At 62.1% G+C, this 13256-nt stretch carries 10 protein-coding genes; 1 reads left to right on the forward strand and 9 read right to left on the reverse strand.

Translation table 11 applies throughout. From position 1 onward, the window contains the following. Positions 1 to 116: 116 nt before the first annotated feature. From AB4O16_RS22160 to AB4O16_RS22200, 9 genes are all read right to left on the reverse strand, one after another. Positions 117 to 1979, reverse strand: coding sequence for an NAD(P)-binding protein (locus AB4O16_RS22160; protein ID WP_460155817.1), 1863 nt, complete (start codon positions 1977 to 1979; stop codon positions 117 to 119). A 63-nt stretch (positions 1980 to 2042) separates the two neighbouring features. After that, entirely contained in the window at positions 2043 to 3527 is a 1485-nt protein-coding gene (locus AB4O16_RS22165; protein ID WP_160389870.1) for an APC family permease, read from the reverse strand. Positions 3528 to 3733: 206 nt separating this feature from the next. Then, on the reverse strand, positions 3734 to 5158 hold the full coding sequence (locus AB4O16_RS22170) for a gamma-aminobutyraldehyde dehydrogenase (RefSeq protein WP_460155818.1): 1425 nt from the start codon (positions 5156 to 5158) through the stop codon (positions 3734 to 3736). 166 nt (positions 5159 to 5324) lie between these two features. Then, complete coding sequence (locus tag AB4O16_RS22175) at positions 5325 to 6134, reverse strand: ABC transporter permease (protein WP_015093712.1); 810 nt, start codon at positions 6132 to 6134, stop codon at positions 5325 to 5327. After that, positions 6124 to 7071, reverse strand: coding sequence for an ABC transporter permease (locus tag AB4O16_RS22180; protein ID WP_160389874.1), 948 nt, complete (start codon positions 7069 to 7071; stop codon positions 6124 to 6126). Before AB4O16_RS22180 ends, AB4O16_RS22175 begins: the two co-directional genes overlap by 11 nt. Before the next feature lies 1 nt (position 7072). After that, positions 7073 to 8110 (reverse strand): ABC transporter ATP-binding protein, encoded by a 1038-nt coding sequence (locus AB4O16_RS22185; RefSeq protein WP_160389876.1) that lies wholly within the window; start codon positions 8108 to 8110, stop codon positions 7073 to 7075. A 223-nt stretch (positions 8111 to 8333) separates the two neighbouring features. Further along, positions 8334 to 9485, reverse strand: coding sequence for a putative ABC transporter substrate-binding protein YdcS (gene ydcS / locus AB4O16_RS22190; protein WP_160389878.1), 1152 nt, complete (start codon positions 9483 to 9485; stop codon positions 8334 to 8336). A gap of 84 nt (positions 9486 to 9569) precedes the next feature. Further along, complete coding sequence (locus tag AB4O16_RS22195) at positions 9570 to 11057, reverse strand: gamma-aminobutyraldehyde dehydrogenase (RefSeq protein ID WP_460155819.1); 1488 nt, start codon at positions 11055 to 11057, stop codon at positions 9570 to 9572. 102 nt (positions 11058 to 11159) lie between these two features. After that, positions 11160 to 12074 carry a LysR family transcriptional regulator gene (locus tag AB4O16_RS22200; RefSeq protein ID WP_007975056.1) on the reverse strand — a complete coding sequence of 305 codons (915 nt, stop codon included), beginning with the start codon at positions 12072 to 12074 and terminating at the stop codon, positions 11160 to 11162. Positions 12075 to 12245: 171 nt separating this feature from the next. Between AB4O16_RS22200 and AB4O16_RS22205 the strand changes: the two genes are divergently transcribed. Then, a complete protein-coding gene (locus AB4O16_RS22205) occupies positions 12246 to 12938 on the forward strand; it encodes a tellurite resistance TerB family protein (protein WP_460155820.1) in 693 nt (230 codons plus the stop codon). The last annotated feature ends 318 nt before the right edge of the window (positions 12939 to 13256 follow it).

Raw genomic sequence — 13256 nt, forward strand, 5'->3', positions numbered from 1 at the left:
GCCGAGTCGGGATTTTCGTCAACCGCAGGCGTGCATGGGCTGTACGAAACTCTAGTGTGGTAAACACCAACGGGAGAGAGGGATGTGTTGCCGGATGCTAATGCATCGGAATGCGGTTAGCCCACTTCCCCCACCGCCCGATACGCCTCATCGATCGCCGCATGGGCATACGCGCTCCACGCCGCATCCGAGTTGGCGATGCTCACCCGTCCTACTGGCTGACGTGCCAGTTCCATCAGTTTCTCGCTCTCGTCGGCGTCGTCGTACAGGCTGTTGGAGAAGTACGCGTAGCCGTGTGACCAGCGGTTGACGGTGATGGCGAGGATGTCGGTTTCGTGGTTGAAGCCGCCAGGGCCGAGCATGCGTTGCAGTTGGTCGCGCAGTTGCGCTTCCAGTTGTTCGAAGCTCTGGCCGTACAAACGTCCACGGCCGGCGCGGGCCTGGTCGCGGGCGTTCATGCCGCTGTTGGGGCTGGTGGGCACGTAGACCATGTGCAGGCCAATGGGCTGTGTCGGGTCTTTCGGGTGGTCGTAACCGCCCATGCTCACCGGGTAGTCGAGTTTGATGCGGCTGTAGGGTTGGGTCGCCGCATAGATTTCATGCACGCCGAGCTTCTGGAACGACTGCCAGTTGCGGATCACCACCTTGGTGTAGACCAGCGGGAACTTCACGTTCTGGCTCAGGGCATGGGATTGCTCAGGCGGCAGGTCGCGCAGCAGGTACGGGATGATCATGTTGTAGCAGGCCATGATGCAGTGTTTGCCGCGCACCTGGCTGAGCTGGCCGCCACGGCTGTAGCCGACGTTCACGCCGCTGCCGACGTTGCGTACGCTCACCGCTGTACTGTTCAGGCGAATGCGTACCGGGGCTTTGGCCTGATCGAGTCTGGCGTAGTCGAACGGGGCCAGGACGATGTCGTCCATGGTGTGGCCTGGCGCCACGGCCGGAATCAGGCTGCGCACCAGCAAGCGCGCCAGCGAGGCGTTGCCGTCGGGGAAGTGGTAGATGTAGGGCTCTTCCATTTCCGCCTGGGCTTCTTCGCTGATCGGCTCCAGATTCATCGCGCTGAAACCTGGGAAACCGACCGAGTAGGCGTCGGACGCGGCGACCGCGTCGATGCTCAGGGCCATGAAGTCGTTGGTGCGGCTCTGGAAGTACTTCACCGCCTGAGCCGACAGGCCTACATCCTTGAGCAGGAAGTCCTGATAGCTGGTGGCTTCCAGGTGGGCGGTTTTTTCCTCGGTGGTTTTGCCGGCCAAGTAATCCTTGGGCGTCATGTGCAGGGCGATCAACGCCTGGCGGTCAGCTTCCGGCAACGGGAAGTCGTTGATGAAGTCGGGGATGGAGCGGGCGTGCAACTGGTCGGGGGCGATGTCGTCGGCCACCATCGGCGTCGGGTCGCCGGTCACCAGTTTGTCTTCGCCGAAGTTTTCCTTGTCGAAGAACACTCCGCGGGACAGGCCCAGGCCCGGGTAGAACTGGCGATCAAAGGCTGTCTCGAAGCGCTTGATGTTCACGCCGAGTTTCTTCAGCAGGCCGTTCACTTCCTTGCTGTACAGATGGTTCGGCGACTGGAAGGCTTCACTGCCGCCGTAGCCGATGATCATGCGACCACCGGCGGAGAATTCGTTGCGCTTGGCGTGACCGCCGAAGTCGTCGTGGTTTTCCAGAATCAGGATGCGCGCTTTCGGATGTTTCTCACGGTAGAACCACGCAGCGGACAGACCGCTGAGGCCGCCTCCTACCACCACCAGGTCATATTCTTCGGTGATCGGCAGCTTGTCGGTGTCGAAGACCTTTTTCTCCCAGCCCATCTGGTGGGCAATTTCGAACGAGCCGACGTGGCTGCCCCGCAGGCCGGTGAGGGCCGGTGGGTAGTAGCGCCCGTCGGGGGCGGCCTGGAGAAGTTGCATAGGAGTCATGCCGGCAGCGATGGTGACAGCGACGCCGTTGAGAAAGTCGCGGCGGGTGATATCCATATTTCTTCCTTGTTGGTGTTTTTAGATCGCCCCGGCGCCATGTCGGCACCGGGGCGAATGCCGTTACCGGCTGACTTTCCAGGCATCGCCCGCAGGTGCCTTGCCGTGGTCATACGGCTTGGCAATCCACATGTAGAGTAGGCCCAGGCCAATGACGATGGCGGTACTGAGCACCATCGCGTAGTTGATGTACCACGCAGCGTCCGGCGTACGTGGCCAGGCCATGTTGATGATTGCCCCGACACCATAGACCAGCGCGCCGATGTTCACCGCCCAGCCCCAGGCGCCGAGGGTGAATTTGCCGCTCGGTTTCCAGCCCTTCATGCGCGCATACAGGGCCGCCAGCACGATCATCTGGAACGCCAGGTAGATACCGATCGCCGCGAAGCTGACGATGGTGGCGACCGCGTCCTGCAGGAAGAAGCCGAGGATGATGATGAGCGCCGGCAGGACGCCAGAGACGAACAGCGCGGCAACCGGAACCTGAGTCGTAGGAGAAATCTTCTTCAGCAGTCGGCTGCCGATGACCATTTCGTCACGGGCGTAGGAATACAGCAGACGACTGGCCGCTGCTTGCAGGCTGATCACGCAGGAGATGAAGGAAATCATCACCACACCCATCACGACTTTCGAACCCACTGGCCCGAATGCGTTGTTGAGGATGGTGGTTACCGGGTCCTTGTCGGTGCCGTTGATCACCGCTTGCATGTCCGGCACCGCGAGGATCAGCGCCAGGCAGGCGAACATCGCCGCGACGCCGCCGATGTAGATGGTCATGCGCATGGCAATCGGGATTTGCTTGCTCGGGTTCGGGGTTTCTTCGGCCACATCGCCGCAGGCCTCGAAGCCGTAATACAGGAACATCCCCGCCAGCGAAGCGGTGAGGAACGCCGGCAGGTACGAGCCGTCGACGCTGATGTCGAAGGTGTTGAACAACACGCTGAGCGGTTGATGACGCTCGAAGATCAGCAGGTAAACGCCAACGATCACCGCGCCGACCAATTCGCAGAGGAAGCCGAACATGGCGATCCGCGCCAGCACTTTGGTGCCGCTGAGGTTGACCAGGGTGGCGAACAGCGTCAGGAACAGGGCGATGATGATGTTGGTGTTGTTGCTTGGCTCAAAGCCCATCATGGCGGCGAGGTACGGACCGGCACCCACGGCAACCGCCGCGATGGTCACGCATAGCGCGATGGAGTAGATCCAGCCAACCATCCACGCCCAGCGCTTGCCCACCAGGCGACGGGCCCATGGGTACACGCCGCCGGAAATCGGGAACTGCGAAACCACTTCGCCGAAGATCAGGCACACCAGCAACTGGCCGCAACCGACTAGCAGGTAAGCCCAGAACATCGGTGGTCCGCCTGCGGCCAGGCACAGGCCGAACAGGGTATAAACGCCGACGACCGGGGACAGGTAGGTGAAGCCCAGGGCGAAGTTTTCCCACAGGCTCATGCTGCGATTGAAGTTGGAGGTGTAACCCAGTTTGCGTAGTTGCTCGGCATCGCTGTCGGCAACGACTGCAGAGAGATCGGGTGATGCACTCATGTGTGTTTGCTCCGGAAAATCGGCAGATTTCGGATGTCCGAAACCGTGGCGGGGCTTTGGGAGCGCCGCCCGGATCGGTGGTTATTGTTTTGTCTTCTTTGGGGTGGAGCCTGGTGGTGCGTACTGCCGGTTTCTGCCTTGAAACCGGGGGGACCCAATCGCGGGCAAGCCCGCTCCCACAGGGATCGGGTTTGCCTGAAAGGTTTTTAATGCTTGAACATCACATGCCGAACGACGGTGTAGTCCTCGAGCCCGTACATGGACATGTCCTTCCCGTACCCGGACAGTTTCTGACCGCCATGAGGCATTTCGCTGACCAGCATGAAGTGCGTATTCACCCAGGTGCAGCCGTACTGCAAGCGCGCCGCCAGGCGATGGGCGCGGCCGACGTCGGCGGTCCACACCGATGACGCCAGGCCGTAGTCCGAGTCGTTGGCCCAGCCCAGCACTTGCGCTTCATCGCTGAATTGGGTCACCGACACCACCGGCCCGAACACCTCGCGACGGACGATCTCATCGTCCTGCTGCGCGTCGGCCAGCACGGTCGGTTCGAAGAAGAAGCCGTTGCCTTCCACAGCCTTGCCGCCGGTGATCAAGCGAATGTGCGGCTGGGCGATGGCGCGCTCGACGAAACCGGCAACGCGGTCGCGGTGTTGCGCGGTGATCAGCGGGCCGAGTTCGGTCGACGGGTCATCCTGCAGGCCGTACTTGATGCTGCTGACGGCGGCGCCGAGTTTCTCCACGAACTTGTCGTAGATGCCTGCCTGGGCATAGATGCGGCAGGCGGCGGTGCAGTCTTGCCCGGCGTTGTAGAAACCGAAGGTGCGGATGCCTTCGACGGCGGCGTCGATGTCGGCGTCGTCGAAGATGATCACCGGGGCCTTGCCGCCCAGTTCCATGTGCATGCGTTTGACGCTGTCGGCGGTGCTGGAAATGATGTTCGAGCCGGTGGCGATCGACCCGGTCAGCGACACCATGCGCACTTTCGGGTGAGTGACCAGCGGGCTGCCGACACTAGGACCACGGCCGAACACCAGATTGAGCACGCCGGCGGGGAAGATTTCCGACGCCAGTTCGGCCAGGCGCAGGGCGGTCAGCGGGGTTTGTTCCGACGGCTTGAGCACCACGGTATTGCCGGCGGCCAGGGCCGGGGCGATTTTCCAGGCGACCATCATCAACGGGTAGTTCCACGGCGCGATGGAGGCGATCACGCCCACCGGGTCGCGGCGGATCATCGAGGTATGCCCCGGCAGGTATTCGCCACCGGCCGAACCGCTCATGCAACGGCTGGCGCCGGCAAAGAAGCGGAACACGTCGGCAATCGCCGGGATCTCGTCGTTCAGTGCGGCGCTGTAGGGTTTGCCGCAGTTGTCCGATTCCAGCTTGGCCAGTTCTTCGCCGTGGGCCTCGATGGCGTCGGCGAGTTTGAGCAGCAGTAGCGAACGTTCTTTCGGCGGGGTCTGCGACCAGCTGGCGAACGCGGCATCGGCGGCGCGCACGGCGGCATCGACCTGGGCTTCGCTGGCTTCGTTGATTTCCACCAGCACACGGCCCAGCGCCGGGTTGAATACAGGTTGGGCGGGGCCTTCGCCGTCTTGCAGTTGGCCGTTGATCAGTAATTTGGTTTGCATGTTCATGTCCTCTTTGGCGCTTTTATTGTTCTGTAGAAACCGGATCACTGTAGGAGCGAGCCTGCTCGCGAAGAACGTCAGAGCGCCGCGTTCATCCAGGCAGCCCTCGTCATCGTTAACGTTTTTCGCGAGCAGGCTCGCTCCTACAGGAGATGTTGGTCGTCAGTTATTTCCCACCGCTACCCGCAACGCTTTCGCCGCCACGGGTCAGGTAATAGGCACCAAGAATCGGCAGCATGGTCACGATCATCACCAGCATCGCCACGACGTTGGTCACCGGCACGTCCCGTGGGCGGCTGAGCTGGTTGAGCAGCCACAGCGGCAGGGTGCGTTCATGGCCGGCGGTGAAGGTGGTGACGATGATTTCGTCGAACGACAGCGCGAACGCCAACATGCCGCCGGCCAGCAACGCCGAGCCGAGGTTCGGCAGGATGATGTAGCGGAAGGTCTGCCAACCGTCGGCACCGAGGTCCATCGACGCTTCGATCAAGCTGTGGGAAGTGCGGCGCAAGCGGGCGATGACGTTGTTGTAGACGATCACCACGCAGAAGGTCGCGTGGCCGACGATGATGGTGAACATCCCAGGTTCGATGCCCAGCGTCTTGAAGGTAGCCAGCAACGCGATCCCGGTGATGATCCCCGGCAGGGCAATCGGCAGGATCAGCATCAGCGAGATGCCCTGCTTGCCGAAGAAGTCCCGGCGATACAACGCGGCCGAAGCCAGTGTGCCGAGGACCATGGCGATCAACGTGGCAATCGAGGCGATCTGCAACGACAGCTTGATGGCTTCGAGCACGTCCGGCCGCGAGAACGCCACGCCGATCCACTTCCAAGTGAAGCCCTTGGGCGGAAAGCTGAACGCTGCGTCTTCGGTGTTGAAGGCGTACAGGAAGATGATCAGGATCGGGAAGTGCAGGAACACCAACCCGCCCCAGGCGGCAATGCGCAGGCCCAGGGAAGCTTTTTCAGAGTGCATCGAAGGCCCCCAGACGTTTGACGATGGACAGGTAGATGGCGATCAGCACGATCGGCACCAGGGTGAAGGCGGCGGCCATCGGCATATTGCCGATCGCGCCTTGCTGGGCGTAGACCATGCTGCCGACGAAGTAGCCGGGCGGGCCCACCAGTTGCGGCACGATGAAGTCGCCGAGGGTCAGGGAAAACGTGAAGATCGAACCTGCGGCGATGCCCGGGATCGACAGCGGCAGGATCACTTGCATGAAGGTCTGGCGCGGCTTGGCCCCGAGGTCGGCGGAGGCTTGCAGCAGCGACGGCGGCAGGCGTTCCAGCGAGGCCTGGATCGGCAGGATCATGAACGGCAGCCAGATGTAGACGAACACCATGAAGCGCCCCAGGTGCGAGGTCGACAAGGTGCTGCCGCCCACCCCCGGAATGCCCAGCACGAACTGCAGGACCGGCTCCAGCCCCAGGTGCTGCACGAACCACTGCGCCACGCCACCCTTGGCCAGCAGCAGCGTCCAGGCGTAGGCCTTGACGATGTAGCTGGCCCACATCGGCATCATCACCGCGATGTAGAAAAACGCCTTGGTCTTGCCCGTGGTGTAGCGCGCCATGTAGTAGGCAATCGGGAATGCGACGATGGCGCTGGCGATCGACACGACAATCGCCATGCCCAGGGTGCGCAGGATGATGTCGAAGTTCGATGGCTGGAACAGCGCCGCGAAGTTGGCCAGGGTCAGGTCAGGAGTGACCGCCATGGTGAAGTCATCGAAGGTGTAGAAACCTTGCCACAGCAGGGTCAGCAGCGAACCGAGGTAGATCGCGCCGAACCAGATCAGCGGTGGCACCAGCAGCATCGACAGGTACAGGTTCGGCCGGCGATACAGCAGGTTGGAGAACCGGCGCAACGGCGAGCCGCCCGACGGATTTTGAGAGATAGCCAAGGTGTTCATGTCACACCCCGCCCGCAACGGTGTCGTGCAACGGGATCATGGCTTCGCGCGCCCAGCGTGCGCTGATGCGCTGGCCGGTCTGGTGTTGTGCGCTGGTGTCCAGCCATTGGTTGTTGGCCTTGCTGATGTTCAGGGTCTGGCCGTTTTCCAGTTTCAGCTCGTAGCGGGTGGCGCTGCCCTGGTACTGGATGTCGTGCAGCAAACCGCTGACTTCGATCTCGTGGCTGGCCAGCGGGCCTTCGGCGAAACGCACGTGTTCCGGGCGAATCGAGAACGGCTGCGGATTGCCGCTGAGCTGTTTTGCCAGGTCGCCGCGAATCACGTTGGAGGTGCCGACGAATTCCGCGACGAAGGTGGTGGCCGGTTTCATGTACAGGTTGCGCGGGCTGTCGACCTGTTCGATGCGGCCCTTGTTGAACACCGCCACGCGGTCGGACATCGACAGCGCTTCGGTCTGGTCGTGGGTGACGAAGATGAAGGTGATGCCGAGCTGGCGTTGCAGCTTCTTCAATTCGCTCTGCATTTGCTCGCGCAGCTTCAGGTCCAGCGCGCCGAGGGGTTCGTCGAGCAGCAGCACCCGTGGACGGTTGACCAGCGCACGGGCCAGGGCCACACGCTGGCGCTGACCACCGGAGAGCTGCACCGGCTTGCGCTCGCCATAGCCGCCGAGGGCAACCATTTCCAGGGATTCTTCGGCACGCTTGAGGCGCTCGGCCTTGCCGATGCCTTTGACCTTCAAGCCGTAGGCGACGTTGTCGCGAACGTTCATGTGCGGGAACAGCGCGTAATCCTGGAACACGGTGTTCACGTCGCGCTGGTACGGCGGCAGGCCGGCGGCCTCTTCGCCATGAATTCGGATGGAACCTGCACTCGGTTGTTCAAAACCGGCGATCAGGCGCAAACAGGTGGTCTTGCCCGAGCCGGAAGGCCCCAGCATGGAGAAGAACTCGCCGTCCTGGATGTCGATGGAAACCCGGTCTACGGCTTTCACTTCGCCGAATTGACGGGAAACGTTGGTGAACTGGACTGCAAGCGTCATGGTGCGGTGCTCCAAAAAGGCGAAGGCCGTCGCAGCGGCCCTGCCTGGACTTCTGAAAAAACAAAAACTTTTATCTGCTGGCCGAGCGCGGTAGCGGCAGCGGCGGTGACACTGTGGGAGCTGGCTTGCCAGCGATGGCGTCAGCACAGTCACTACTGTGTTGCCTGACACTCCGCTATCGCGGGCAAGCCCGCTCCCACAGGGATCTGTTTCACTTCAAGGGTTAACGGCCGCCCATGATCGCGATGTAATCCTGGGTCCAGCGGCTGTACGGCACGAACTTGCCGCCTTCAGCCTGCGGGGTTTTCCAGAAGGCGATCTTGTCGAACTGGTCGAAACCGTTGGTCTTGCAGCCTTCGGCGCCGAGCAGTTCACTGCCCTGGCACGCCGCCGGAACCGCTGGCAGCGAGCCGAACCACGCCGCTACGTCACCCTGGACTTTCGGTTGCAGCGACCAGTCCATCCACTTGTAGGCGCAGTTCGGGTGCTTGGCCTCGGTGTGCAGCATGGTGGTGTCGGCCCAACCGGTGGCGCCTTCTTTCGGGATGGTCGAGGCGATTGGCTGTTTCTCGTTCATCAGGCCGTTGACCTGATACGGCCACGCGCCGGAGGCGACCACGCCTTCGTTCTTGAAGTCGCTCATTTGCACGGTGGTGTCATGCCAGTAGCGATGAATCAACGGCTGCTGGGCGCGCAGCAGGTCGAGCACGGCCTTGTACTGGGCTTCAGTCAGTTCGTAGGGGTTCTGGATGCCCAGTTCCGGCTTGGTGGACTTCAGGTACAGCGCCGCGTCGGCGATGTAGATCGGGCCGTCATAGGCCTGCACGCGGCCCTTGTTCGGCTTGCCGTCGGGCAGGTTTTGCGCATTGAACAGCACGCCCCAGGTGGTCGGCGCGGTCTTGAATACGTTGGTGTTGTACATCAACACGTTCGGGCCCCACTGATACGGGGTGCCGTAGGTTTGCTTGTTGACCACGTACCAGGGTGCATCCTTGAGGCGCGGGTCGATGTTTTTCCAGTTCGGGATCAACGCGGTGTTGATCGGTTGCACACGCTTGCCGACGATCAGGCGCAGCGAGGCGTCGCCGGATGCGGTGACCAGGTCGTAACCGCCCTTGGCCATCAGGCTGACCATTTCATCGGAGGTGGCCGCCGTCTTGACGTTGACCTTGCAGCCGGTTTCCTTCTCGAAACCGCTCACCCAGTCATAGGCCTTGTCGCTTTCGCCACGTTCGATGTAACCGGGCCAGGCCACAATGTCCAGTTGGCCTTCGCCCGCCCCGACAGCTGTGAGCGGCTCGGCGGCCTGGACAGCGGCGCTGGCCAGCAGCGCGGTGGTGATTGCACTGATCAGTGCGGTCTTGTGCACGAACATGGGAATTCCCTCTTCTTTAATTATGGTCGGGGCAGTGTTTTGAACGTGGTGAAGCATGCCGTTGATGGCTTGTTATTAGCGTAGTCAGAGATGCTCGCCATGGCGGGCCATGATGTGCCGCACCACGCTGTAGTCCTGGAGTGAGTCGCTGGACAGGTCTTTGCCGTAGCCCGAACGCTTCAGGCCGCCATGGGGCATTTCGCTGACCAGCATGAAGTGGCTGTTGATCCAGGTGCAGCCGTACTGCAAGCGCGCCGCGACCTGCATCGCCTTGTCCAGGTTCTGGGTCCAGACCGACGAAGCCAGGCCGTATTCCGAATCGTTGGCCCAGTCCACCGCTTGTGCCAGTTCGTCGAAACGGGTCACGGTGACCACCGGCCCGAACACTTCGCGCTGGACGATCTCGTCGCCTTGCTTGCAACCGGCCAGCAGGGTCGGCTGGTAATAGAAGCCTGCACCGGAATGCACCGCCGCGCCGGTGACCCGCTCGATGTGCGGCTGGCCGAGGGCGCGTTCGACAAAACTGGCCACGCGATCACGCTGGCGGGTGCTGATCAGCGGGCCGATTTCGTTGTCGGCGTCGCGTTTGCCGGCAAAGCGCAGGCTGCTGACGGCCGCGCCGAGTTCGGCCACCAGACGGTCGTGAATTCCGGCCTGGGCATAAATGCGGCAGGCGGCGGTGCAATCCTGGCCGGCGTTGTAATACCCGTAAGTGCGCACGCCTTCGACCACCGCCTGGATGTCGGCATCGTTGCAGACGATCACCGGGGCCTTGCCGCCGAGTTCGAGGTGGGTGCGCTTGAGGGTTTTCGCTGCGGCCTGGAGGATTTTCTGACCGGTGACGATGTCGCCGGTCAGCGACACCATGCGGATCTTTGGATGGCTGACCAAATGGCTGCCGACGCCTTCGCCGCCACCGCAAACGATGTTGATCACACCCCGTGGCAGGATTTCGGCAAGTGCCGGGGCCAGGGCCAGGATCGACAACGGCGTGTGTTCCGACGGCTTGAACACCAGCGTGTTGCCGGCGGCGAGGGCCGGGGCGATTTTCCACGCGGCCATCATGATCGGGTAGTTCCACGGCGCAATCGACGCGACTACTCCGATAGGATCGCGACGGACCATGCTGGTGTAGCCCGGCAGGTATTCGCCACTGAGCTGGCCGGTCTGGCAACGCACGGCGCCGGCGAAGAAGCGGAATACGTCGACCGTGGCACTCAGGTCATCCTGACGGGCCAGGTGCAACGGCTTGCCGCAGTTCATGGATTCGAGGCGGGCCAGCAGGTCGGCGTTTTTTTCGATGGCGTTGGCGATGTCCAGCAACAGGTTGGAACGCTGCTGTGGTGTGGTCCGTGACCAGCCGGCAAAGGCGCGGTTGGCGGCAAGGATCGCGGCTTCGACCTGCTCGGTGCTGGCTTCGGCGATCTGCGTGATGATTTCGCCGGTGGCGGGGTTGAGGATCGGCTCGACACAGCCTTGGCCGGCGACTAATTCACCATCAATCAACAATGCGGTGAACAACGGGGTCTGCGCGCCAGCCATTTTTCGGGTTCTCTTTTCTTGTGTGGCCATGGTGTTCCCAGTGATGGGGTCCCGGCCGTCTTATATAGATGTAACAAGACTAGTGCGCGGACCCGAGGACAACAAATACTAAATACTGAAGGTGGCGTTCGATTAAATAGATGGCTTGCGCCCGCCGTGGGGTTGTTCGCGTGCAACCGTGAGGAACGGGTCCACCAGCGCCGGCCGCGCGGTGCCGCGACGCCAGGCCAGGCCGACGTCGAGGGTCTGGCTGAGGTCGGCAATCGGTCGGGCTTCGATGATGTCGCCCTCCAGTGACCAAGGGCGATAGGTCATATCGGGCTGAATCGACACGCCGAGGCCGGCAGCCACCAGGCTTCGCACCGCTTCGGTCGAGGCCGTGCGCAGGGTGATGCGCGGTTGCAGGGAGGCTGCCGACCACATGCGCTGGGCGTTGCGGTCCATTTCATCGACGTTCAGCTGAATCAGCGGCTCGCGGGCCACGTCGGCGAGGTTGATGCTGTCGTGCTCCAGCAAGGGGTGTTGGGCGGGCAGCCATAGTCGGTGCGGCGAGTGAGTCAGCACTTCGGTCTGCAAGGCGTGGCGGTCTTCGAGGTTGGAGAGGATCAGCACACCGACATCGATCTCGCCGCTGACCAGCAAATGCTCGATGTACGGGCGCTCGTCTTCCATCACGCGGATTTCCACGTTGGGGTAGGCGCGCTGGAAGCGGGTGAGCAAGTCCGCCAGGTAATACCCGGCCACCAGGCTGGTCACGCCGACGATCAACTGCCCGGCCACCTGGTCGGTGCTCTGTTGCAGGCTGCGCTTGGCGTTATCCACGGTGGCCAGGATCAGGTGCGCCTGACGCAGGAATTGATGGCCCTGGTGGGTCAGGGTCATGCCTTTGGCGTGGCGGCTGAACAGGCTGACGCCGATTTCTTCCTCCAGTTGCTGGATCGCCAGGGTCAGGGTCGACTGGGAAATGAACGCGGTCTGCGCGGCGGCGGAGATCGAACCGGTCTCGGCCACGGCGATGAAATGGCGGATCTGACGCAAGGTCATCATGGGAAAGTACCCGGTGGGCTGTTTTTATCGATTAGCGAGAGTCTATATCTTTTTTTTCGATAGATAGCGTCTCGATGCAACATCTGGAAGCACTCTCGCGCACGGGGCGTGGGCACTTTCCAACTAGGCTGGTGGCCTTATTTCAGGTTAAACGTCCTGTGGAGGCGAAAAATGAACACCCGTGGATTGCTTGATCAACTGCTCAAATCCGGTCAGGACCTGTTGCAGAACAAGGCTGGCAGCTCTTCGCAAAAAGGCACGAGCGGCAGCTCCGGTGCCCTCGGTGGTCTGCTCTCCGGCGCAAGCGGCGGGGCATTGGCGGCCGGCGCCATGGGCTTGCTGCTGGGCAGCAAAAAGGCCCGTAAAGTCGGGGGCAAGGTCGCGGTCTACGGCGGACTCGCCGCGTTGGGCGTGCTGGCCTACAAGGCCTACGGCAACTGGCAGGCCCAGCAGGGCACTGCGCCAGAAACTGAACCGCAAACCCTCGACCGCTTGCCTGCCGCGCAAGTCGAGCAGCACAGCCAGGCGATTCTCAGGGCGCTGGTGGCCGCGGCCAAGGCTGACGGACATGTCGACGAACGTGAGCGCGCACTGATCGAGGGCGAGTTCATCAAGCTCGATAATGACCAGGAGCTGCAACACTGGCTGCACGCCGAACTCAACAAGCCGCTGGACCCCGCCGACGTCGCCCGTGCCGCGCGCACGCCGGAGACCGCCGCCGAGATGTACATCGCGAGTGTGATGATGGTCGACGAGGAGAACTTCATGGAGAAGTCCTACCTGGATGAACTGGCGCGGCAACTCAAGCTGGAGCCGGGGTTGAAGGCCGAGCTCGAGAAACAGGTGCGCCAGGCTTCGATGTAATTGTGGGCGCTGGCTTGCCAGCGAAGGCGGTCATTCAGTCAGTAATCGGTTGTCTGACACGACGCTTTCGCTGGCAAGCCAGCTCCTACAGAGTTCCTCGCCAGGCTCAGGATTTGCGCACGACGCAGTCAAATGTGGGAGCGAGCCTGCTCGCGATGGCGTTTTCAGCCACACCCCATCCCCAATGGCCGATCCGTCGCCCGTTTCTACCCAGTCGCCACTGGCACTCATCCCCTCCTTTAGCGGACATTCCCCATCCAGAGCCCACCGGCTTGTCCGCGGGATGAGCGGCGGCGTGCATCCGTCTTATAAATGAAA

The organism is Pseudomonas sp. S2_H10, from assembly GCF_054668285.1.